The organism is Nocardia sp. NPDC004568 (assembly GCF_040609955.1).
GTDB lineage: Bacteria > Actinomycetota > Actinomycetes > Mycobacteriales > Mycobacteriaceae > Nocardia.
In genome coordinates, this window is sequence record NZ_JBEXLL010000028.1 from 24,949 (window position 1) to 47,700 (window position 22,752).

Annotated in this window: 16 protein-coding genes; 2 read left to right on the top strand and 14 right to left on the bottom strand. The window is 67.0% G+C overall.

The window, feature by feature from the left end:
• Positions 1 to 98: 98 nt before the first annotated feature.
• Positions 99 to 1,067 (top strand): hypothetical protein, encoded by a 969-nt coding sequence (locus ABZV91_RS15195; RefSeq protein WP_355241066.1) that lies wholly within the window; start codon positions 99 to 101, stop codon positions 1,065 to 1,067.
• Between the two features lie 432 nt (positions 1,068 to 1,499).
• On the opposite strand, the gene ABZV91_RS15200 is transcribed toward ABZV91_RS15195, so the two are convergent.
• From ABZV91_RS15200 to ABZV91_RS15240, 9 genes are all read right to left on the bottom strand, one after another.
• Positions 1,500 to 3,482, bottom strand: a complete 1,983-nt coding sequence (locus ABZV91_RS15200) for a type VII secretion target (RefSeq protein ID WP_355241069.1) — start codon at positions 3,480 to 3,482, stop codon at positions 1,500 to 1,502.
• A gap of 85 nt (positions 3,483 to 3,567) precedes the next feature.
• Positions 3,568 to 6,114: a hypothetical protein gene (locus tag ABZV91_RS15205; protein WP_355241072.1), complete on the bottom strand. Its 2,547-nt coding sequence runs from the start codon at positions 6,112 to 6,114 to the stop codon at positions 3,568 to 3,570.
• 9 nt (positions 6,115 to 6,123) lie between these two features.
• The gene (locus ABZV91_RS15210) at positions 6,124 to 6,429 is read right to left on the bottom strand and encodes a hypothetical protein (protein ID WP_355241075.1); all 306 of its coding nucleotides are present in this window, start codon (positions 6,427 to 6,429) and stop codon (positions 6,124 to 6,126) included.
• A gap of 29 nt (positions 6,430 to 6,458) precedes the next feature.
• Positions 6,459 to 6,827 (bottom strand): hypothetical protein, encoded by a 369-nt coding sequence (locus ABZV91_RS15215; protein WP_355241078.1) that lies wholly within the window; start codon positions 6,825 to 6,827, stop codon positions 6,459 to 6,461.
• Positions 6,828 to 6,844: 17 nt separating this feature from the next.
• Complete coding sequence (locus tag ABZV91_RS15220; RefSeq protein WP_355241081.1) at positions 6,845 to 7,531, bottom strand: hypothetical protein; 687 nt, start codon at positions 7,529 to 7,531, stop codon at positions 6,845 to 6,847.
• A complete protein-coding gene (locus ABZV91_RS15225) occupies positions 7,528 to 7,890 on the bottom strand; it encodes a YbaB/EbfC family nucleoid-associated protein (RefSeq protein ID WP_355241084.1) in 363 nt (120 codons plus the stop codon). Before ABZV91_RS15225 ends, ABZV91_RS15220 begins: the two co-directional genes overlap by 4 nt.
• Positions 7,887 to 9,380, bottom strand: a complete 1,494-nt coding sequence (locus ABZV91_RS15230) for a PPE domain-containing protein (protein WP_355241087.1) — start codon at positions 9,378 to 9,380, stop codon at positions 7,887 to 7,889. The genes ABZV91_RS15225 and ABZV91_RS15230 overlap by 4 nt, the downstream gene beginning before the upstream one ends.
• 33 nt (positions 9,381 to 9,413) lie before the next feature.
• Positions 9,414 to 11,810 carry a hypothetical protein gene (locus ABZV91_RS15235; RefSeq protein ID WP_355241090.1) on the bottom strand — a complete coding sequence of 799 codons (2,397 nt, stop codon included), beginning with the start codon at positions 11,808 to 11,810 and terminating at the stop codon, positions 9,414 to 9,416.
• Positions 11,811 to 12,092: 282 nt separating this feature from the next.
• Positions 12,093 to 14,312 (bottom strand): hypothetical protein, encoded by a 2,220-nt coding sequence (locus ABZV91_RS15240; protein WP_355241093.1) that lies wholly within the window; start codon positions 14,310 to 14,312, stop codon positions 12,093 to 12,095.
• 610 nt (positions 14,313 to 14,922) lie between these two features.
• Here ABZV91_RS15240 and ABZV91_RS15245 point away from each other — a divergent pair.
• Entirely contained in the window at positions 14,923 to 17,037 is a 2,115-nt protein-coding gene (locus tag ABZV91_RS15245) for a hypothetical protein (RefSeq protein ID WP_355241096.1), read from the top strand.
• 60 nt (positions 17,038 to 17,097) lie between these two features.
• On the opposite strand, the gene ABZV91_RS15250 is transcribed toward ABZV91_RS15245, so the two are convergent.
• The 5 genes from ABZV91_RS15250 to ABZV91_RS15270 all read right to left on the bottom strand — a co-directional run bounded on the left by ABZV91_RS15250 (position 17,098) and on the right by ABZV91_RS15270 (position 22,747).
• Positions 17,098 to 18,213 (bottom strand): NlpC/P60 family protein, encoded by a 1,116-nt coding sequence (locus ABZV91_RS15250; RefSeq protein ID WP_355241099.1) that lies wholly within the window; start codon positions 18,211 to 18,213, stop codon positions 17,098 to 17,100.
• Between the two features lie 314 nt (positions 18,214 to 18,527).
• The gene (locus ABZV91_RS15255) at positions 18,528 to 19,310 is read right to left on the bottom strand and encodes a hypothetical protein (protein WP_355241102.1); all 783 of its coding nucleotides are present in this window, start codon (positions 19,308 to 19,310) and stop codon (positions 18,528 to 18,530) included.
• 58 nt (positions 19,311 to 19,368) lie between these two features.
• A complete protein-coding gene (locus ABZV91_RS15260) occupies positions 19,369 to 21,894 on the bottom strand; it encodes an ATP-binding protein (RefSeq protein WP_355241106.1) in 2,526 nt (841 codons plus the stop codon).
• Positions 21,894 to 22,490 carry a hypothetical protein gene (locus ABZV91_RS15265; protein ID WP_355241109.1) on the bottom strand — a complete coding sequence of 199 codons (597 nt, stop codon included), beginning with the start codon at positions 22,488 to 22,490 and terminating at the stop codon, positions 21,894 to 21,896. Before ABZV91_RS15265 ends, ABZV91_RS15260 begins: the two co-directional genes overlap by 1 nt.
• On the bottom strand, positions 22,487 to 22,747 hold the full coding sequence (locus tag ABZV91_RS15270; protein ID WP_030525365.1) for a hypothetical protein: 261 nt from the start codon (positions 22,745 to 22,747) through the stop codon (positions 22,487 to 22,489). Before ABZV91_RS15270 ends, ABZV91_RS15265 begins: the two co-directional genes overlap by 4 nt.
• Positions 22,748 to 22,752: the final 5 nt, after the last annotated feature.

The following is a 22,752-nucleotide window of genomic DNA, read 5'->3' on the forward strand; positions in this document are numbered from 1 at the left end:
AACCGGATGATGGGCAGCCGTCCGGCAGCCCCCGGCCGGGTGACCCACGCCCCGGCCAGCCGGTTCCCGGCAGCCCGGACGACCGCCCGACCACCTTGATGAGCAAGACGGACCCGGTTACCGGAAAACCCGTCGCGACGAGCGCCGACGGTCCGGCCGCCGAGGGCGGTTCATTGGTCTCCGAACGGGCCGGTCCGGCGAAGCCGCTGCACACGGTAGAACTGGTCCGGATGAAAGCGGACTCCGAAACGAACGATATCGTCAACAAACTCATCGCCGATGCCGAAGACGCGATGCAGAAATCGGTGGATGTGCTCGGGTTCGGCCGGTCCGACCCGCCACCCCCGCCGCGTGGCGGCATCATGCCGATCAAGGTCCAGGCAGCGGACATGCCGGGCTCGGGCAAGGGCGTCGAGTTGTACAAACAGCAGGTGGTCTCCGCGAGCGCGCGGCAGGACTCGCTGGTCGATATGGATGCGCAGGTGGACGGAACCTCGCAGATGGTCGCCGCCGAACAGGCGCAGACGCTGCTGAAGATCCTGCATATCGAGAGCGACCTGAACGCCGCCCTGCTGACCGTGGCTCCGAAGAAGCTCAGTTCGAGTGAAGCAGCCGCGGTGATGGACCATATCGCGGCCGCGGTGGTGAAGGTGAACGAGGTGGTCACGGCCGCGCAGGATGTGAACGTCGGCGCCGCCGGCGGCGGTGGCGGATCCGGTTCGGGCGGGTCCGGCGCCGGCGGCACCGGTGCCGCCGGCGCAGCCGGGGCGAACGGCCTCGGGTCCATGCTGCCGATGCTGGCCATGCTGCCGATGGCTCTCATGCCCATGCTCGGCCAGCTCCCCGAACTCCTCGGCCAGAAGAAAGACGAGGAGGGAGAAGACGAGGACGAGGTCGAGAGTCGGCCCGCTCCCCCGGCCCCCGGCCCGGCCTCCGATCCGACGGTCGCCGCACCGCCCACCGGGGCGGCCCCCGCACCAGGCGAGAACGCACCGGCGGCCCCTGGCTCGACCGACCCCCAGAACAATATTCCGTACGGTCCGACATCTCCCAGCAAACAGGTCTAGGACCTAGCTAGGGCGTAGCTGATTCCCCCGGCAATCCGGGGGTCTCTCCGGCTCGTTCAGATGCCTCCGTGTCGACGGCTCGACCCGGCCCGGTGAAAATGCCATGCGCTGCCGACAACAATCGGTCCCGCTCCGGAGCCGGGCCGGAAATCGAACGCGCCGGCCGGGCAGGTGCTCCCACGTATCGACCCCTGGTCTCTCGGCGGCCGTCGAGCTCGCTCCTCGCGAACGGACGCGCAGGGACCCCCGCCCCGGAGGGATCAGCCGGTCGGCCGACCGGCAATGCCCGCGGTTGATGTCACCCGGCAAATCGTCAGCGCTCCGGTCAGCTCACACCGAATACAGCCCGAGCTCCGGTCGCGTCCACGGTTCGGTATTTCCGCAGGCAGACTCTTCCCACGTAGAACCAACGGGAGATCTGCCATCGAGGAATCAGGACGAGGCGCCCCGCGACTCGGGTGGCTGTGTCACCGACGGCGGCAGCGCACCTTGCGGCGGCCCCCCGGCCTCCGGAGCGACGACAGCACCGGACGGCGGACCGCCGGCGCTCGGTGCCGCCGACTCCGTGGGTGCACCGGCCTGTTCCGCCGGAGCCGAAACCCCGGACCCACCGGCGGCCGGTCGAACCACCTGTTCGTCGGCGCCCGTCGCCACCGTCGCCGGCGTGGCCACGAACGAGGGGTGACCGAGGATCTCCTGATGCGCGTAGACCGCGTCGCGCAGAACCTGCCGGTTCGGCTCCGCCGCCAGTAGTGCCACCAGCTCGTTGCAGCGCCGATCCCACACCATGGCCCGCAGGGCGCTCACTTCGTCGTCCACGCGGATGGCACCGAGATCGACCCGGGTCACATCGAGCCGCTGCGAAACCATCGCCGCGGCCAAGAGGTCGTCCGCGTCGCGGAGTTCCTCCCACCAGGACGCGGGGACTTCTTCGCGGACTTCCACCTTCGCCAGGATCCGATCCCGGATCGCACGCGAGCCGGAGCTGTCGAAATGCTGCGATACGGTGCGGCCGACCTGGGCGTGGGCGTCCAGCGCGAGTTCCACACACCGCCGGTGGACCTGGGCGTCCGGTACCGCCGCCACCGATTCCAGCGCGGGCACGGAACCGGTGAGACCGAGCCGATCAGTGGTATCGGGTGTGAGCACCCGGAGATCGAGATCGGCGCCGGGCTCGACGAGGCCCTGCATGGCGACCTCGCTCAGCCGGCTCCGCAGGCCGGGGTCGATCGGACCGGAGGAGGCGATCGCGGAAAGCACAGCATTGGCCTTCGCGCCCCACGCCCGGCCGAATTCGACCAGCGTGCGTGCCGGGTCCGAAATCCCCTCCCACGGTGCGGCGACCTCACCGTCGGCACCGAGCAGTTCGTCCCACAGCCACGGCGTCGACACCTGACGCGGCAGGAAGAGACCGGCCGGCAGCCAGCCCCGGCCCTCATTCGAGGTGATGAACAGTCCCGCACCGGCGGGACCGCGCAATACCGCCACCGCCCAGGTTATTCCGACTGCCTCCTCGGTAGCGGCGAGAACCGCCCCGAGCAGGGTCCTGGCGATGAGAAGGTCCTCGTTCACCGCATCGCCGACGATGTAGGCGGGCTCGGCTTCCTTGTCCTTCGCCGAGGCCACCGCCGAGTTGAAGGGTGTCGGAGCCCCGACCACCGGGACAGCGGTCCCGTCCTGCGCGTTTGCGCCGCTGGGTGGACTGGTCGTACCGCGGTCGTCGGCGGTACCGGAGCCGAGGGGCCCGCCGACCAGCGCGCCACCGGGCGGAACCGTTCCGGTACCCGCCGGAGCGCCGGCGCCCGGTGTGGTACCGGTCCCCGCAGTGTGCTCGGCGGGCGGCGCCGCGCCGGGCGTGGCGGTGGCGCCACCGGAAACCACGCCGTTCTGGGCCTGTCCGGGCGGGGCACCGCTCGGGCCCTGTCCGGCCCCGTTCGCTGCGGCCGCCGGATCCATCTGTCCCGGAGGAGTCGAGGGGCCGAAGCCCGCACCGGCGCCCGGACCGGTGACCACCGGTGCGCCCAGCCGGCTGTTCGGACCTGTCGAAGTGGGGGCGAATCCGGCCGAGGCGGGATCGCCGAAGGTTCCGCCCCGGCCGCCGACGTCCTCGCCGGAACGGTTCACGCTCGCGGCGGCTTCCGCGTCGGTCCGCTCATAGGCATTCGCGGATTCACGTAGCGATGCGGCGGTCTGCTCGTGTTCCCTGGCCAGGGCCTCGCCAGCGCGTAGCCGAGCGTCGTAGTACCGTTCCAGGGCTTCCTTGACCGGATTGGCAATCTTGCCGTAGGTGGGTTCGAATTTGGCGAGCCATTCGGACGGCGGCTGAGCCCATTCCCGGGTCTCCGCCGCTACCTGATCGTGCTGAAGTGCCAGCTGACGCAGTACCGCAGGGTCGATGTCCAACCATTCCGGCATGCTCGATCAATCCTTTCCCACAGCGATTCTCTCATTGTCGATTCTTCCCAACCTTGGGGAGAAATTGCGGGCGGCCGCGCCGGTCTCACCGGTGGGCGCCGGTGGTGACCGTCGACCGCCGCGGGGCCGGTGCGGCCGCCGGCGGCGCCGCGAACAGCGGATGCCCCAGCACCTGGGTGTGCGCGTACATGGAGTCGCGCAGTGTCTGGCGCGACTTCTCCTCCGGTAGGAGCAGAACCAGCTCGTTGCAGCGGCGTTGGAAGGTGAGGGCACGTAGTATCGACAGGTCCGAGTCCGGATCGAGATCCGCTGCCCCGGAGCGGAGTTCGCCGAGCCCGATCCGGCTGGTGTCGGCACGGTGCCCGAGCACGGTCGCGGCGATCAGATCGTCGACATCCTGGAGTTCCTCCCACCAGCTGTCGGCGAAATCGCGACCGTCGCGTAGCGCGCGCAGAATCCGCAGCCTGATGTCCGGTGCCTCCATCGTGTCCACCGTCGCGATTTCCGCGCGCTGGACCCGGATATGCGCGTCGACCGCCAATTCCAGACAGCGGAGCGCGATATCCCGGTCGAGGACCTTGGCTGCCCGGTCGAGCAACCGGGGCGAGGATGTGACTCCCAGACGATCCAGTGTGCCCGGGGCGGGCCTGCGCAGGTCCATGGTGTCCGAAGCCGCTACCGATCCGGCCAGCGCGACGCTGCCGAGCCGCGCGCCGAGACCGGGATCCATGGGCTGCGACGAGGCCAGCGCGGACAATTTCGAACCGGACTTCGCGCCCCAGGCGATCGCGAACTCCACCAGGATCCGGGCGGGGTCCGCGGTACCTTCCCACCCCGTCCCCTCGGATACGGCCCACAGCCAGGGCAACGACACTTCGGTGGGTAGATAGAGCCGAGCGGGCAACCAGCCGCGCCCCTCGTTCGAGGTGACGAATGCGCTGACCCCGCTGGGGTGGCGCATGATCGCCACTGCCCAGTCCACACCGACGACCCAGGAATCGGTGGCCGCGCGGATCCCACCCAGCAATGTGCGCGCGAGAACCAGGTCCCCGTCGACGCGTTCGCCGACCACGAAAGCCGGGGCGGCGGCCGAGATCATGGCGGCGCCGACGGCATCCTGGACGAAATCGCCCGGACCCCGTGTCTTTCCGCCGCCCGGATCACTGTCCGGCACCGGCACCGGCTGTTTCCCGCCGGGCGCTGCGGTGACCCCCGGCTGGGACGTGGAAGCAAGGGACTTACCGGTGGCGCCCGCACCACGCTGGGATTCGATCGGTCCCACCGCGCCGCGGGCGGCCTGTGCCGATGTCACCGCCGCGGGGGCGGCGGGTCCGCTCACCGCCGGACCGCTCGCCGGAGCCGCGGTACTCGCGCCGGGTGCCGCGGTAGCCGTGGTCGTCCCCGCGACCGGACCGCCCGTCGCCGCCGGCAGAACAGGCGGGGCGGCGCCGGGCGGCACGTTCTCGGTGTCGGACCCGGGGGTGACGTGCATACCCGCCTGCCGGGCGAGTCCCCAGGCATCCGGCGTATCGGCGCTGCCGTGGGTCGAGATCTCCCGGTCGGGCCGCGTGGATTCGTCCGGTTCGCCGGCGGTCCCGGAACTCGACGATTCAGTGGACTCGGAGGTTTCGTCGACAGCGGCCGTGTCGACGCCGGTCTCCGCACCGTCCGCCGCGTTTTCGTCCGGCGGTCCCGCGTTCTCCACCGGCTGCGCCGGCTGCGGGGCGCCGGGCCCCCCGGCAGAGGGGTTGGCCACCGTCGGCGCCGGACCGGTGCTGTCGGTCTGCCCAGCCGGGTCCGTGAGCGCGGGCGGCCCGTCTTCCACGCCCACCGGCGGTGGCACGTCGGGCGTCGGTGGCGGCCCGAAGACCGTCGGGTCCGCTGCCGGATGAAGCAGGTCGTCGATCAGATCGATGAGTATCTGCCCGGCAACCGGATCGGGCCGCACGGGCCGGTCGTGGCCGGGAACCCAAGGCCCCTGCTCGAACCCCGGCCCCTGGTGGCCCGGAACGTCGTGGTGCCGACCGGGCGCGCCGGGCCTGCGTGGTGCGACACCGGGCATGCCCCCGCCCTTGCGCCACGGCCCCGGTTGCCCGAGAGCTTCGGCGATATCGTCCAGCCGCGGTAGACCCTGCGGCCCCAGCGAATTGAGGGCGGCGGCGACGATATCGCGCACATCTCCCCGGGCATCGTCCAGGATGGCTTCCGTCGCCTGACGGTCGGCCTCGGCCTCGGCCGCGTCGCCTTCCTCGCCGTCGTCGTTGTTGTCGCCCCGCGTGGCCTGCTCGATCCGCTCGGCGGCATCGGCGACGACGTCGAGGATCTGGTTGCGGGTACGCCGGACCACCTCACCGAAGGTATCGAAGGTATCCGCCGCGGCGGAGAGAGCAGTCGCGAACGCCCGCGGATTCGCCTCCAGCGCTACGAGCGCCCGCCGGATCTCCGCCAGACCGACCGACTGCTGAACCGTCCGTTCGAACGCGCGCCGCGCCTGCTCCACATCGACCAGGTTCAGTGCCGCGGCACCCTCACGAGCATTGTCGGCCAGGCCGTGCCAGGCCGACGGCGGTATCTGCGGCCAACGGTCCCCGACGATGCGGTCCCAGTAAGGGCTCGTCTGCTCCGGCGCCATCGTGTCCGATCACACCGCGGTGGAGCGCACGGTCGTTTGGCCGTCGATATCGGCATTCGACAGTACGGTCGTGCCGTGACCGGTGGCCTCGACGGTGATTCCGGACTGTTCCGCGACATCGGCGGCCGCGGCGGTGAAGACATCGCGAATCCAATCCAGCTTGCCGGTCATATCACGGTCCAGAGGCGAATCGGCTTTCGACTGCAGGACCAGCGAATCCACGGTGGTACCGATATCGTCGGTCATCACTGTGAGCGCCCCGGCGGCGTCACCGACGATCGCCTTCACCGAGTCGAGGGAGAGGATGTTCACCATGGTGGTGTCCTGTCTGTCCGGTGCGCGGGTCAGGCGGGGCGGAGGCCGAAGGCCTCGTCTTCCATGGCCTGATAGGCGGCCTCGGTCGGTAGGCCGAACGAGTCGACGGTGTAGGAGCGGGCGCCGTTCGATTCCATCTCCCGCCGCAGACCGAGGCGTGATTTGGCGTGTGCGAGCCCGGCAACCTTGAGTATCTCCGCGCTCAGCCAGGTGTCGCCGTTTTCCTGCGCATCCTCGGTGATGTGCAATCCGACGATCTCACCGTCCCGGTCGCAGGCCACTCCGACGGTGTGATCGGGGTTGAAAACCTCGTGTATCTGCGGAGCGGCCGCGGATGTCGTGGCCGAGGCATCCTCCTGATCGTCGTCGATATCGTCGTAGTCGAAATCGTCGTTCATCTTCTTCTCCTGCGAATCTATCCGGCTGCCCGGTCCAGAGTTTTCGACAGCGACGACCACGCGGCGTCGCCGATGGTCATGACCAGCCGCAGCGGCCATACCCGCGCGCCCAGGTACATCTCACCGGTACCGTCGCCGAGCAGGTCCAGGTAGTCGGAACCTTCGACATCGGAATTCATCGATATCGTGGTCACCGGTGGATTACCGTCGTCCACACTGACGATCGAACCACCACCACCGGGTATGAAGCTCTTGCGGCAGCGCGGACTGCTGCCGATCGCCACATCACCACTGTTGGTGGTCACGGTGATCTCCGGGTTCAGCAGCAACTGCATCACCCAGGATCGCGCGGCCGATTCAGGGCGGTCCCCGTTGATCCCGATGACCAGCGATCCGGCCAGATCGACCACCAGAACCTGGTCGGTGCTGGTGATACCGACGACCACCAGCCGATTGGAGCTGTCCAAGGGGGCGGGCAGATCATCGGCGGCGACCGTGCTCGAATCGGCGCCGATACCGCCGTTGGCGGCCGGGTACTTGGTGACGATTCCGGTGGCGACATCGACGGAGAAAGCGACGGCCGGGTTCGGCGCGCCGGAACCCAGCGCGGCGAGCCGCGTGAGGCCTTCCTCGTGGAGCCACCCGATGGCATCGGCGGCCGATACCGAATCGTCCGCCGCGTCCGTGTCCTCGGTACCGGTCACCGCACTGCCTCGGCGACACCGGCGGACTCATGATTGTCCGCCGCGTCGTCCACCTCGCTGTTCTCGGTGATCACGGTCTCCATGATCGCCTGGTACTGCCGGGCCGCATCGCGGGTGCTCTCCCGGATGGCGGCCATGATCTCGGCCGTCAGTTCCTCGCTGGTGAACCGGCCCGCAGTGCCCGGCGCGAGGTACAGGCTGGTGAGTCGGCCCATCGCGTCCACCTCCGGGATGACGGTGCCGCTGGGCGAGGGCCGCCGGGCACGCACATCGTCGATACGCTCCCGCATATCGGCGATGCGATGCCGTAGTTCGCGGGCCGCGTCCAGCGCGGCCTGCACGTCTGGGTGGATACTCATGCGTTACCTCCGGAGCGGGTCGGGGCCTGATTGGCCGGCGTCGGGGTCGGTTGTGTGACCGTCGGCGCGATGGTGGGCCGTTCCCCGATAACGGGTTCGGTGTGCGGGGTGTCATCGACGTACATCAGCCGGTCGGGATGCCAGGCGACCACGCGGTTGCGTTCGTTGCCGCCACCGCCACCGCCGCCGGCCCCGCCCATCCCGCCGCCCATGGGCGCCCCCATAGGCATCATGGGAGCACCGGCGGTGGCACCGCGAGCGGAGGCGGCACCTCCCGCTCCTCCGTCGCCCAGCGACAACCGGGCCGGAGACCCGGCGTTGCTGCCGCCGGTCATGGCAGCCAATGGCATGGAAGTCGTCGCCGAGAGCGCCTGGACATCCGACACGCTGGGAATCGTGCTACCGGGCAACGAGGGCGAGAGCGAGGGCGAGCCGCCGGAGGGGCTGCTGCCCATCGACGGTATCGCGTAATCCCCCAGACCGTAGTCGTCGAAGGAATCGTCGTACCAGTCGTCGTCGGAAATGTCGTCGGCCTGGCCCAGGCCGTTGTTTCCGAGCTGCATCATCTGCATCAGCATCGGCAGCATCTGGGACAGCGAATCGCTGGAACCGCCGGAACCGGTTTGCGCGGCGGCGGCCGTACCCTCCGACGAATTCGCGATACCGGTGCCGGTTTCCGTCGCGTAGGACCCCGCGGCTTCGCCCGATCGCACGTTCAATTCGTTGTATTCCGCGGTGGCGGCGGCGAGCGCGGCTTCGTTCTTCGCCCGCGCCGCGGCCAGCATACGCTTTCGCGCGGCCAGGATCTCCTCCGGCGTGGGATGCTTCGCCTTGGCGCGGGAGAAGGCATTGCCGTAGTCCTCGGCGCCCTGCGCCAATTTCTCCATCGCGTCCCCCAAATGGTCCATCCAGCCGCGATACGTGACGAATCGCTGGGCGACCTCCGTCCCCACCGGCGTCCAATTCTGCAGGACCGAGCTCGCGCTATCCATATCGGCGGACGCCTGCGTCCGGGAGCTCGCGTTGAACAACCGTACCGAATCGGCGAAGCGGTGCGCGGGCTCCGGCCCCGGACCACTGTGCAACTGCTTGGCGAGAGTCAGCGGATCTCCGGTGACCACGGGCATACTGCTCAGCCCATCCGGTACCCGCCGCAATCCCACCGGTTCCACGGCCGGGACCGGGTTGGCGACTATTTCTCCTCCCGAAGCGTTGACGAGGCGGGCGCCCTCGTCATCGGCCGTCGAGTACTCGGTCGCCGCCGCACCGATGCGATGGGCGTCGCGCTGGATCTTGTTCAGCACGCCGATGGTGGCGTTGAACAGCGCCGCCGCCTGCGCGTTCAGTTGCGGAACCGCCTGCGCCGAGATGGGATCGGCCCCCGCGGGCAGCACCCATTCGCGGGGCATCGCCGCTCCCGTCATCCGCGCGAGGTCGGCGGACCGGCCCGCGACGGACACGAGGTCACCGAGATCGACATTCACCGGCATGTCTCATCTCCTCTCACCGTGGCTGCACACCCACTAGACCGGCATCGTGAGCGACGGTATATCGGCCGTGGTCTGGTCACCGGATGTCGCCATCGTCTCGCTGTCCTGGCCCTTACCGCCGGTGGCCTCCACACCCTTCGGGTGCTTGAACCCGGCGAACTCGCCGAAGTCCCCTTCAGTATCCGACATTTCCGCCTCGTACTGCTGAAGCTCCCCGTTCACCACGGCTTTCACGGTGCCGGTCTCGCCTTCTCCGAACACGACCAGAATGGCGGTCCGGTATTCCGGGTCCCCGCTCGAACCGGTTTCCGGCTCGTTCTTCTTCTCTCCGGTGTCGCCACCGACCGTGACCATCGCGGCGGGCCGGATCTGCGCGTCGCCGCCGGCCCGCGCGGGCACCGGCTCCGTCGGCTGCGACTCCTTTTTCGGCTGCCGGATTATCCACGTGCCGACATCGCCGGTGGCCAGCGCGGACGGATCGACCGCGGGGCCGATATCCTTCGAATCCGTCCACGCCCCCGCGGTTCCCTGATACGCGGCCTGCGCATCGGTACCGCTCTTGTTCGCGAACGCCTTGTCGAGCGCCAGCGCCACAGCGAGCGGAACGCGCTGGGTCTCCTCCGGGAACACGTACGGCACCAGACCGTCATCCCCGGGCACTCGCTTCGGCACCGAGGCGCCGGGCTGGGTGGAAGTGGCGCCATTGGGGGCACCGGCCGGATGGTGCGCGGCGGGCTGGGCCGGCGTCGCGGCGGCATTGTTGGCGGCCGCCTGATTCGACCACGGCGTGGTTCCCACCGGCTGCTGCACCTGCGGCATGGCCGGGACGGCGGGCTGGTCGAAACGGGACGGATCGAGATCATCCATCCGGTCGGATATATCGGGGTCCACCGACTCCCGCATGGCTCTTTGCTGGGCCATGAGTTGCAACGGCAACATCATGTCCATCAAGCTGCCCATACCGCCGGTGGACCCGAGTTGAGAAGCGCCCGGGTCGAAGGGGGCGGGGTTGAGATTCGAGGGGGTGTTCGCCGCACCCGCCAGGTTCTCGGCCTGCTCCCGGAACCTCTCGGTGGCATCGTTCAGCGCCGAGGTGTCCGGAGTAGTGGCACTGCTGGTCCCGAGGTTGCCCGGGTCCCAGGGGTTGTTCACGCCGATCTGGGAGCTGTCGGGGGTCAGGCCCGGGTTGTTCATCTGGTTGGCATAACCACCGACCGAGTTGGCCAGGTCCTGGGCCGCGGCCGCGTCCTGCTCCGGGGTCGGGATGCCATTGGCCAAATTCTGGTTTTGTTGCGCGGCATTCTGGATCTCGTTGGCGAGTTCGGTGAATCCCTGGCCCAGTACGACGAGAACCTCCTTGTCCGAGCCGGTCTGCAGGCGTTCCACCATGAACCTGTTCACACCGACGATGAGCTTCCCGAGATTCTCCTTGCCACGCTGGCTGATCTCCTCCACGGTCGGCAGTACGTTCACCACGCTCTGCTGCGTGTCGGTCAGCTTCTTGCCCGCCTCGCCGAGCGAGCGCGATAAGTCTGTATAGGTGGCGCCGCCCTTGGCGCTGAATCCAGTGGGGGTCTGCACCGTCGTCGGCATCGCCGGAATCGGTGTGACCTTCAGTTCTTCCTTCTTCTTCAGATCGCCGAACATCTCATGGGTATCCACCAGCGAATACGCGAACGAGTCGGAAGGGCCACCGAACCACCGGACAATACTGGGATTCAGTCCCTCCGGGCGGAGCAGGAAACCCTGCCCTTTCTGGGGAGACGAGCCTTGCTCGAACGGTGGCGTGCCCATCACCCCCGCTGCCGCGGCGGGTTGGTAGCCGTCCCACATCAGGGGCACCCTGTTCACCGCCGCACCCGGCTGCTCCCCGCCGGACCCGTCGGAAGTCCCGGGCCAGCCGTGTTCATTGAGCATCATGAAGGCATACGAGCCGAGGGCGACCAAGGTGCCGTGGCCGTATTTTCCGACGTAGTCGGCTCTCTTACCCGCGGCCTTCGCTGCCGCTTCGGCTTTGTCGAAGGCTTTCTCCGCCGAGGTCTTCGCGCTGTCGAGTTCGCCCCGCTTGGCATTCAGTTCGTTGAACTTGTCGCCCGCCAGGTCCAGATCTGCTTTGGCCTTGTCACGTACCGACTCGGCTGCTTTTGCTTTGTCTTGCGCCGCGTCCAGTTTGTTCTGCGCCCGGGACAACTGATCTCGCAGAATGACATTGTCCGGATCGGCCAGTGCCTGGCGGGTGAGGTCGTCGACCTTGGCTTGCAGCGGAAGAACGTCCGCGTTCGCCTTCCGCAGGGCGTCCTCGGCCTGATCCAGCCCCTTCTGATTCGCGGTATGCGCGTTTTCCGCGTTCTCCAGCGCTTCCCGCTCCGCATCGGCGGTCGACTTGGCCGAATTCGCCTCTTTCAAGGCATTGTCGGCGTCGGCTTTCACTTTCGTGAACTTGCTCGCAATGTATCGATCCCCGCCCGCGCCGAGTGCACCGCCGAGTGCACCGAAGAAAAATGCCTCGGGAGTATCCCCCCAATTTGGGCCACCGTGGGCGAATGCATCCCCCGCTGCACCGCCTATACCACCGGCGGCAGCACCGACAAGGACCTGTCTCATGATGCCGCCACTGCCGCCCTTGAAGACGTGCTCGAGTCCATAACTTACGCCGAGGTCGACCGCGAACCCTGCGACACCATCCCAGAAGTCGTTGCCCACCGAATCCTCCTACACCGACACCGAGACGACGGAGCCGGTTTGGTCGGCGGGCGCACCGGGAACCACGGTCGCACCGGATTCGTCAGTCACCTGCTCGATACCGGGCGGATGGAAGATACCCACGAACCCACCGAAGTCGCCTGCGTCGTCACGCATCTGCGATAGCTCGCCGACCTTGACCAATGCACCGTCGACCACCGCTTCGAGTACGTCCTGGCCCTCGAATCGGACGAGTACGGCGGTCCGCTCCGCCCACGCGCCGACATCGCCGGTCACCGTCTCGCTCGGATCGATCCGGCGACCTATCTGTTTCGGATCGGTCCACGCCGCGGGTGTCCCTGTGTACGCCGCGCGCGCGTCCGTGCCCGACGCGTTACCGAATGCCGCGTCCAGCCCACGCGCCACCACGGCGGAAACCTCCACAGTCCGGCCATCGGGGACGGTGTAGACCACCGTGCCCTTTGCGTCGGGAGCGTTCGCGGGCAGCGGGCTCCCGGGCGGCCGCCCGGAATCGGGACGAGCCACAGCAGGCCTGGTCTCGCCATTCGGGGTGGGGGCCGCCGGGTGTACCGGCTGCTGCGCGGCGGGCGCGGCGGTGGCCGCCGGCGCGGGCACGGGCCCCGGGGCCGCGTGGATCTCGGGTCTTTCCGGGCCGTCCCGGTGATCCTTTTCCGGGTCCGCCCCGGCGTCCGGGCGGTTGTTACCCATGAGAGCTTGCATCAACGACGGGAGCATCATGGAATTCATTGCCGAGCCCATGGCGTTTCCCGCGGCGGACACCCCGGGTACCGCCGCGGCCGCGACCGACGAGGCATCGGGAGTGCTCGTTGCCGTGCCGAGCTCGCCGGCCACCGCATCATCGGCCACTGCGCGATCGGCGCCGGTTCCCGAGCCGGCGTCACTCTCGAGATTCCACGGGGTGGGCGCGGGCACCGCCGACGGGCTCGCCTGCGCGGTCGGCGAGATCCGGCTGCCGGCGGCGGCCGCAGCATCATAGTAGGGATCGTTGCCATTGTCTGTGGGAATAGTCGTCGGGGTTCCCGGAGTCTGCCCGCTTTCCTCGGTGGTCGGTTGCCGGGACTGCACTCTCGCGCCCAATGCCTCGAATGCGTCCGCGTACCACGACAGTATCGACGCGGCACTCCCGTAGGCCGCGTCGACCAACACCATCGCGTACACGTCCTCGCTCGGCGGGCCGGCGCCCAAAGGTGTCGGGTTGATCCGGAACACCGGTTGACCGGTGTACTGGCTCATTTTCTGTGAGTAGTGGGAAACCAGTGCGCCGATAGGCTCCCCATCCCGCGGGTCCAGTCGGGCAAACCCCGTGAGCCCCTCCACCGCCTGGGCGAAATCCCCGCGACCGGCCGCGCACAGCTGGATGGTCTGCTCGTTCGCCTCCTTCGCCGCCGCCGCCTCGGACCGCAGTTCCGCCAGCCGGCTCCGCATCTTCTCGACCTTCTGCGGATAATTCGCGATCCGAGCTCTGTCCTCCCCGAAGATGTCACCGACCTCCAGTTCCTTCGGGGGATCCAGTGTGCCCGGCTTCTCTCCGAAGGCGTTCCAGTAGCCCGCGTAGGCGGTGGCCAGGGTGCGATAGTTCGCCTCGACCGGCGCCGTCAGTTCCAGTCCCTTCGGCAGGCGAGCCGGGTCGGGCATCAGGATATGGGGCATCTTGTCCGGGATGGAGGCGAGCTCCTCTTCGCTGATGTCGAGCAGCGGAATCTCGGGAAAACCCATGTTCTTGTACCACAGGTTCCGGATATCGTCCGGAGCATTCTGGATCATGTCCATGTATTGTGGAACGAATGCCGTATTGAACAGACCGATCCAAGTTTTCCACGGCGACAGGTGCGCGCCCCCGAGTAGCTCGGGAATTCGTTTGGCGAACAGCCCCGACCGCTGGAACGCGATCTTTTCCGCACCGGCGCCCATCCCCCGGGCTATATCCAGCGAATGCCCCTGGCGCAGCAAGCCACCCACCATCCCTTTGGCCGAACCTCTGAACGCGACGCCACCCAGGCCGCCGACCAGCCCGCCCGCGACACCCAGACCGGCTCCCATCAAAATGTTCTCGTCTTCGAAACCAGCGGCGACTCCGCCGGCGATACCTCCGGCCACGGCGGCCCCGAGGGGCCCGCCGACCGCGAAGCCGGCCACACTCACGGCGCCTACCGCGATATCGGCACCGTGTTCACTGAAGAAGTCACCTACTCCGTCCCAGAAAGCCACGGCCTCACCTGCCGATGGCGAGGACGCTCGCGGTCGGCGTCATGTGGTTGATATCGGCGCCGCGGCCAGGCAGTCCGGACCGGCCGAACCGAGATCGCGGACACCGGCAGCCGACCATATGCGCCTCTCCTTCCTGACTGACCTCATTGTCGGGGATTCCCACCTCGGGGAAGCGGCGACCTGGTACGACACGTCATCATCGAATCAGCGACTCGTAAACTGATGTGCACCAACATGCCCTCTTTCCAACGAGGCCCGGATTCATGCGCAGGAGGAACAACCGGATGGACCTGCGTTGCACCCGGTCAGCGAACCGACGCCGGCAATTACCCGTGCCACAATTCCGCCGTATCGTCGACCATCCCGTCACTACCGGTCGATCCCACCGCTATCCGGCGGTGAGTGCCGTATGACCGCGCCCGTCCGGCCTTCCCGGCACACTCGCGACCTCCGATGTCGCGGCGCCGACGACACCGGCCGGGACCCCTTGCGTTACTATCCCGATGCCCTTGCCCGAAGGGCGCGGGACCGGCTCGCCGAGCGTCCGCGGCTTCGGCGGACACTGTGGATCCTGGGTCTCGTCTTCCTCTTCGTCGTATTTCCGGGAGTAGTGGGTGCTGTAGCGACTGCACAGGTCAGCAGCGGCGTCTCACAGATCGACGGCCTGGGCTGGATGAATATCACCGACTCCAACGGCGTACCGCTGTCGAGCTACACCTTCGCCTCGAACCGAGGCAGTCTCATCAATCCCGGTTACACCATTCTGTGGACGATACTCGGCCTCGAGTTCGTGGGCTACATGGCCATTGTGACCACAGCCATCTGGATCATCGGTTTCACCTTCGGCTTCACATGGCTCGATATGTTCGCCAATGCGCTGAATGGTGTCGCCGCCGCGCTGTCCCATCAGATCGCCACCCCGATGATGCTGATCACCGCAGCGACAATCGGCGCCTTTTTCGTGGCCTGGTTCATCGTCCGCGGCTTCCCCGGCAAAGCCACCATGCAGGTGATCACCATGCTGGGTGTCGCGATCATCGGTCCGTTCTTCCTCGCCGAACCACTCGCCGATGTCCTGTCCTCCGACGGTCTACTCACCCAGGGCCGGGATGTGGGCCTCTCGGTCGCGGCCGGACTCACCGGTGACAGCAACCCCAATCCGGTCCTGCTGGTGAAAACGATGCAGGAGGACCTCGCGGACAACTTCGCCCGGAAACCCGTACAGGTATGGAACTTCGGCGAGGTGGTCGACAATTCTGCGGCGTGCGAGTCGGCCTGGTCTGCGGGAGTGTTGTCGGGCAAGGACGACAAGGTTCTCGAGGGTATCGAGCAATGCAACAGCTCCGCGTACTCCCGGGCCAATAATCCGTCGATGGGCCAGGTCGGAACCGGAATCATATTGCTGATCTGTGCGTCGCTGTTGCTCGCCTTCGGGGTCTATCTCGGTTTCAAGGTCATGAAGGCGGCCATGAAGGCGGTCTACCATGCCTTCAGGTTGATATTCGGCTGCGCAGCAGGCGGCTTCATGTATGGACCGACACAGACCGCAATGGTGCACGATATCGTCGACGGACTGATGGCCGCCGCTCGCATGACCGTGTTCACGATTTTTCTCGGTGTCTACATCCTGTTCATGAGCAATCTCTTCGACCAAGCGCGTGGGCAAGTGATGTCGGTCATGTTCATCGCGTGTACCGTGATGGTCGTGGCGATCTCCCAGCTCGGGACGCTCAGTAACAGCATGTCCCATGGCACCGACTGGGTCACGAACCGAGTCTCCCTGGCTATTCAGGGTAGCCCGTCCGGGCCAGGGAGTAGCGGCCCTGTGGCTATCGGCATGGGCAGCATGGGCGGTGGCGGGGGCGGTGGCGGTGGCGGTGGCTCACTGAGCGGCCTGGCCGCGATCGCCGCGCTGAACACCATCAACAACTCGCCGGTCACCGGCTGGTTGATGGCCGCGACACCGGGACCACTCAATCCGCTCGCCCGCGGCAAGAAGATGTCCGATCTGGCCAATATCCAGACGGCCGACTCACGGATAGAGCTGTACCGCTGGGGCCAGCTGGGTCGCGCGAACTGGTTGCGCAAGGCGCAGGCCCGGGCCGTCGGCTACGGCGGTATGGCCAATCCGCTGGGCGCCGCGAATGCGCTCGACGGCCTCGGCGACAGCCGGGTACCGGACAGCTACCTGGCCGCTGTGCTCCGTGCCGGCAACGCGCCGGACGAGCTGGTACATCAGGTTCTCCGCGCGCAGGCCGCGATGAAGGCGAGTATGTCGACCAATCCGTACGGCTGGGCGCCGCTGCAGAAAGCGCTCGCCGCGTCTCGTGCTGTCGAGAACCATCTGCGGCCGACGGATACCGATTCGACCAAACGGGCATTCGCGGCGCAGGCCGTGGTGGCCGCCGACAACTTCGCCCGGCATACCAGCTCACCGCCGCCCGGCGCGGTGATCAACCACGGGTTCGTGAGCAGGGTCCGGCAGAACTGGGATTCCGACCTCGCCCTGCGTAGCGCGATCTCGCCGGACGAATGGAACGCGGTCGGCCGCAACACCCGCTGGGCCATCGCCAGCGAGGTGTCGGAATCATTCCGCTCCGCCGCGAACCAGTACTACAACACCCCGACGGAATCCGCCCGGCGCGAGCTGGCCAGATGGAGTACCCGCGTAGCGAACCTGGACCACCTCGATCCGGGTTCGGGATTGGATCCGTGGGATACGTAACCAGGCGTTACTGATTGATGGCTACGTTGAGAACCCGCCTTTCCACGGGCCCGTACTCCATCAGGCGAAGCGGCGAGCCTCGTAGCTGCTCGGCAGACTCGTGATCTTCACATTCTCGCCGCTTCTGGGCGCATGGACGACTTGCCCGTTGCCGATGTACATCATCACGTGACCCATCTGGCCGTTCTTCATACTGGTCGACGGGAAGATCAGGTCGCCGGGTTGGATTTCGCTCGGATTCACAGCGGGTAGCTGCCGGTACTGGTCGTTGGCGACACGTGGAATGTTCACTCCCGCCCTCGCCGCGGCGTATTGCGTAAGTCCCGAACAGTCGAAGCTGTTCGGGCCCTCGGCGCCCCACACATAGGGGTCGCCGATCTGGGCGAGCGCGGTTTGGACCGCGAATTGCGCACGTTCCGACCCGCCTTGGACGGTCGCGGCGGCGGCGTTGAACTTGACTCCACCCGGCAACGGCTTACCGATGATGTTGTACAGATATTGGTTGGTGAGTTGGTTTATCGCCGACGCCGCATCACCGTTGCTCGCCGTACCCCCGGATACGATCTTGTGCGCGGTCTGCAGAGCGGCGGTCAGGATCTGGCGGACCTTCTGTTGCCCCTCTTTGGTGTAGGCCATCGGTCCCAGCTCGGCCAGGGCGTCGTTGGTCATCTTCAGCAGGCGCCGCACGGCGTTCTGGTCGACCTTGTTGGCGGTTCCGAGCGTATTGAGGTAGTTGACGAACTGCTTGTCCAGATTGTTGAAGGCTGTGGCGCGATTGGCCTGAAACAATCGCTTCGCCTTCACCATCGCCGGACCGTCGCCGCTGCCCGTGTCCGAGTCGGTGGTCTCGTCCCGCAGCTTCTTCATCCCGGGGTCGGTGGGCTCCCCGTCGCCGTATACGGACTCCAGCGCTTTCAACGCATTCATGGCCTGCTGGGACTCCGGATCCATCGCGGTGCCGCCGCCCGCCGCGGCGGGAGTCGCACCACCACCGGAACCGCCACCGAGTAGGCCCGACAACGCCGAACCGATCATCGGCAGCAGAGCGGCGCCGGCCATCATCGCCATGGGCGCCATCTGGGCCACGGTCTCCGGGTCGACCAGTGGTTCGGGTTCCGGCCGGTCTTCGCCCTGGGCGAGCGGAGCAGGGGCGGGCGCGGCCACCTGCGGTGGCACCGGAGCCGCCGGGGCCGCGGCCGAGGGCGCCGGTACAGCGGGTGGCGTCGCCGGTGGCTGAGATGCAGTCGCAACGGGCGGCGGCGCGGTCGTGGCGGCCGATCCGGGAGCAAGCGGGGAACCGGCCGCCGGGGGCGCGGTGGCGTTGGGGGGCGGCGAAACGGGCGGCGGTGCAGGCGCCCCCGGCACCGAGCCGTTCTTTCCGCCGCCCCCGGTTCGACGGTCACCGGGCTTTTCCGGCCGGGCGTCACCGCCGTCGCGTTCCTCCCCTATGACCTCGATTTCGATCGGATACGGACCGATTTCCGCGCTGGTCACCTGCCACCCCCCAATACCCGTTTGATCTGTATCTCGGCGCCCTGGGGGATCCTCAGACGAGCGAATTTCCCGCTGTCCACCGTCACCAATTCTCCCGGCCCGAGCGCGACACCGACCCGGGTCGCGCGGCGGTCGACGTACTCCCAGAACACCAGGTCACCGGGCGACGCCGCTTTCGGGTCGACCACTTGCCCGCAGTAACCCTGGTCGCCGACCGTGGCCGGCAAGATCACGGCTGTCGTAGCTGCGGTGGGGTCTCCGCAGTTCTCCACCACGACCACCGCCGGCGCCCGGGTCGGGGCGCACTGCCCGGTCGATCCGGCGATCGAGGCACTATAGATCACGTCGCGCGCGTAGTCGGCCATGGTGGCGGTGCCCCCCGCTTCCGGATAGCGCAGCGCCAGGTCGGCAGCGCACGAAACAGCCGGCCCGGAATTGGTCTCCTGCCACGGCTCGTCCTGTATCGGCGCCGTCTTCATAGCCGACGCGCAGGCCAGATCTCGATCGGTGACGTTCGGATCGTCCGGATCGAAAGTCAACTCCGCATAGGGATTCTTCTCCGGCCGCTGCTGCCGTTCGACCGATTGCGGCACCGAGGCGGTGGTTGTGGTGGCGGTGGCCGACGTCGACGCGCCCGGCTCCGGCCCCAGCGCGATATCGCACTGCGTGTTGTAGTGCTTGCTGCCGTACGACGTCAGATTCCCGAGTGGGACCAGGGCACCGATCACGGGGCCACAACAGCAGATCAGCGGGACAGCGAGCACGATGATCAGCCGCATCCGAGCCTTTTTACGTTTATGGTCCGAACTCGATTCGTCCGCCATCGTCACGCCCCGGTCACCGCACCGCCTCCGGCTCTCGCCGCTCGGTCTTCGCGACGACGGTCGGAGTACTGGTGATGGCTTCGGCCCTGTCCGTACGGGCCGGGCCGAGTACCTTGCCGCGTCCGATCCGGCTCAACGCATCGCGCATGAACATCTCACCTCGGCGCTCTTCGGGTACCTGCCGGCCCGCACCCACCGGTGGCGAGGTCTCCTCGCGCAGCGCCTGGAGCAGGAACGGCGCCTCCTCCAGATCGACTCCCAGCCACTCCAGACTGTTACGGGCCAGTGTCTCGTCGCGCTGGCGGAAGACGAAGCGGTTGGGGATCAAGTTGTGCGCGGCCCCCTGGAAGTCGGTGGCGGGATCGTGCGACGCGAGTCCGATGGCGGCGAGGTGTTTACGTCCGTCACGGCTGAAATCGGAGGTCACCGCCGAACCCACCTGAGTCTGGGTGAAATGGTGGGCCTCGTCCCCGACCAGCAGACCGAACCGGCCGTTGTCGGAGAGGAACGCTTCCCGGGCGGTCACCCCCACCAATTCATACAGCGCGGTGCCCAGCCGCTTGGTGAGCGGCAGCCGGTTGTACAGGTGCGGGGTGGTGAGTTCCTCGGCGGTCGGTAGCGCGAGCCGGTGGCTGCGGACCACCGTGGCCGCGGCGTCCAGCCGGATCGGCGCCAGACCGGGATCGAAAAGCACCGGCACCCGCTCGACAATGGTTCCCAGGCGGGAGGCGAGGTCGGAGTACTCCTCCAGTGACCCCGGTTCGTCACGCAGCCGGCAGACCACCCGGAACAGGTCCAGCAAGCTGGTGATCTTGTGTTCCTCGATCCCACGCGGTGACAGCAGATTGCTGATGACCGCGCCGGTACCCGAGGTCGGCGAGAGGTCCAGCAGCGGCAGCACGGAGTCCAGCGCACGTTCCCCGGCCACCCGTGGATCGAACAGACGTAGCGGGTCCAGTGAGACCGTGGGATTTGCCAGGTCGATGACCACGGCATCGTCGATGGCGGAAGCGAAATGCTCCCATTCCCCGACCTGGCTGCGGTCGATGGCGAGGAACTGTCCGCCCATATCATGGACGAGGACGGCCATCAACTTCAGGAAATACGATTTCCCCGAGCCGAGTTCCCCGGTCACGGCGAAAGAAGCGGACAGATCGTGCAGTGCCGCCTCCATGATGCCGAAATGGATCGGCTCGAAATGCCCGGACAGCAGATTGATACCGATGACCGGACCACTGTCGTCGCCGATCTGGCTCGTGGTGAACGGGACGAACCCGGCCCACATATCCGAGGGCACGATATGGGCGAAATCATCGAACGCCCGCCGCGGGGGACTACCGGGCACCAGCAACGACCAGAGGTCCACCTGCGCACCCACCGGCGCGGTCATCTCCACCTGGAACCGCTTGTAGCGGCGCCGTAGGGTGTTGACCGCGTCCATGGTCTCGTCCCGGGAGGGGCCTCCGATGGCGATGACCGTGGTGAAGGACACCTCCGATTCGCCGCCGTTGACCTCGAAATGCTGGTTGTACTCGCTCAGCATCTGCGCCTTGGACATCAAAGTGTTCTGCGCGAAGGAGATCTCCTGGTCGCGCTGGTCCATCTGCTCGCCGAGCCGCCGCAGGTTGATCTCGTTGGCCTTCAGTACCTGCTCGGCGGGTTTGGTGGAGATCCGCATGCCCCAGTCGACGGTGACATCGCCGAGGCCGTCGATCACGTTCAGGAATTCGCTGCCCCCGGGAAACATCATGCCGGCGTACGGAAAAGAACGCGGGGTGAGCATCGCCTGGTAGGACGGACGATAGCCGGTGTCCGGCTGTACCACCTTGATCACCGGGACGAAGGAGGGGCGCAGCCGGCGCTGTGAATCGGCCCGGGCGCCCTCGTCCAGCGCCGCGGATTTGAAGACCGCGGAGGTCGCGTCGTCCAGGGCGCCGGCGCGGGTGGGGGCCACCGGGTCGCCCACCGCACCGCGGGCCAGATAGTGCTCCCACAGCCACTGGAACATCGCCGCCGGTACGGGTACCGGATCGAAGTCGCCACCGATGCGGGACAGGATCTCGTTCGCCTCGTTCTCGTAGGCGTCCAATTCGGCCCGGGAGATGGCGGTGGCATCGATCGTGGTGGTACTTCCCCGCCACATCCGCGAGAGCGCGGAGATTCCGCTGGTGTTGGCCGTCCCCACGGGGATCGAAAGCAGGAAGATCCGGGTCTGCGGGGCGATGGCGCGGACCCGCTCGTAGGAGGCGAACACCTCGTCGGCGTAGTCGGCGCATTCGTCGAGATCCACGCCTTCGACCATTTTGCTCAATACGTCGATGGTGTTCTGCCGGGCTTGGATACCGAGCAGCAACGACCCGTTCGGCAGATTGTTGACAAGGGAGTGATGAGCCAGTTTGACATCGAATTTATCGCTGGCCTTACGCAATCCGTAGCCGAGCGGGGTGATGAAATAGTTCGCTGTGACCAACCCGGTATGGGTGAACTGCAGATGCCCTCGAATCGCGGCGGTGGGTTGTAGATCCCGGTTGAACCCCATCAGCGTCCCTCTCCGCTCTTCGGTCGCCCCCCGTTACCACCTATCATCGTCCGCCAATTCGAGGGCGCACCGGACGTGGCGACAGGCTCGCCTACGTCCACCGGCCGCAGGAAACGGTTCGTCCCCAGCATTTCGAGGATTTGACCTCCGCGGGCGGTGTTGCGTTTACCGCGTTCCCGCGCCGATATCGGGCCGGCCGATTCGTGCGGCAGAATCGCTACGACAGTCTCCTCGACGAACATGGTGATCCGAGCCGATTCCGGAGTGACCGGCATACCGGAGGCGAGCGTGGGTTTCGGGTCGAGGATGAGCCGGCCGAACCAGACGACCCGGGACAGCAGCCGAACCCCGGTATACGGAATCAGGCCCAGCCCGAACCCGATCACTACGGTCAGCGCCACACCTACCAGGAAGGTGATCGCCGGATTCACCGGCAAGGTCATCGCACCGAGGCCCGTGAGAATCAACCCGACGGCCACACCCGCCACCTGCGGCAGGGTGTAGGGCCCGAACGGCAACTTCTGGCCGTTCTGGGCCTTGCCGATCATGGTGGGAACACGTTTTACCGGTGTGAAGACCTTGATCACCTGGGTCACCTATAACCACCCACAGGGTGGTCCGGCACGATCATGTTGGCGTCACCACGCGCGTAATTCACCAGGGTCGGCAGCATCCAGAACAACACCGCGGCCAGGATCGCCGAACCGGCGACCCCGAGGATCTTCGCCGGGGACAGTTTGGATTTAGCGGCCTCCGAGATCATCACACCCATCGAGACGATGGTGATCAGGATCAGGCCCGCCCAGCGGACGAAGACGAGAATTCCGTACAGGATATTGGAGATGTTGCCCATTTTTT

Coding starts and splice junctions, on each gene's coding strand:
- ABZV91_RS15195 (WP_355241066.1), top strand. CDS start 99: ATGAGCAAGACGGACCCGGTTACCGGAAAACCCGTCGCGACGAGCGCC.
- ABZV91_RS15200 (WP_355241069.1), bottom strand. CDS start 3,482: ATGCCGGAATGGTTGGACATCGACCCTGCGGTACTGCGTCAGCTGGCA.
- ABZV91_RS15205 (WP_355241072.1), bottom strand. CDS start 6,114: ATGGCGCCGGAGCAGACGAGCCCTTACTGGGACCGCATCGTCGGGGAC.
- ABZV91_RS15210 (WP_355241075.1), bottom strand. CDS start 6,429: ATGGTGAACATCCTCTCCCTCGACTCGGTGAAGGCGATCGTCGGTGAC.
- ABZV91_RS15215 (WP_355241078.1), bottom strand. CDS start 6,827: ATGAACGACGATTTCGACTACGACGATATCGACGACGATCAGGAGGAT.
- ABZV91_RS15225 (WP_355241084.1), bottom strand. CDS start 7,890: ATGAGTATCCACCCAGACGTGCAGGCCGCGCTGGACGCGGCCCGCGAA.
- ABZV91_RS15230 (WP_355241087.1), bottom strand. CDS start 9,380: ATGCCGGTGAATGTCGATCTCGGTGACCTCGTGTCCGTCGCGGGCCGG.
- ABZV91_RS15255 (WP_355241102.1), bottom strand. CDS start 19,310: ATGCGGCTGATCATCGTGCTCGCTGTCCCGCTGATCTGCTGTTGTGGC.
- ABZV91_RS15260 (WP_355241106.1), bottom strand. CDS start 21,894: ATGGGGTTCAACCGGGATCTACAACCCACCGCCGCGATTCGAGGGCAT.
- ABZV91_RS15270 (WP_030525365.1), bottom strand. CDS start 22,747: ATGGGCAACATCTCCAATATCCTGTACGGAATTCTCGTCTTCGTCCGC.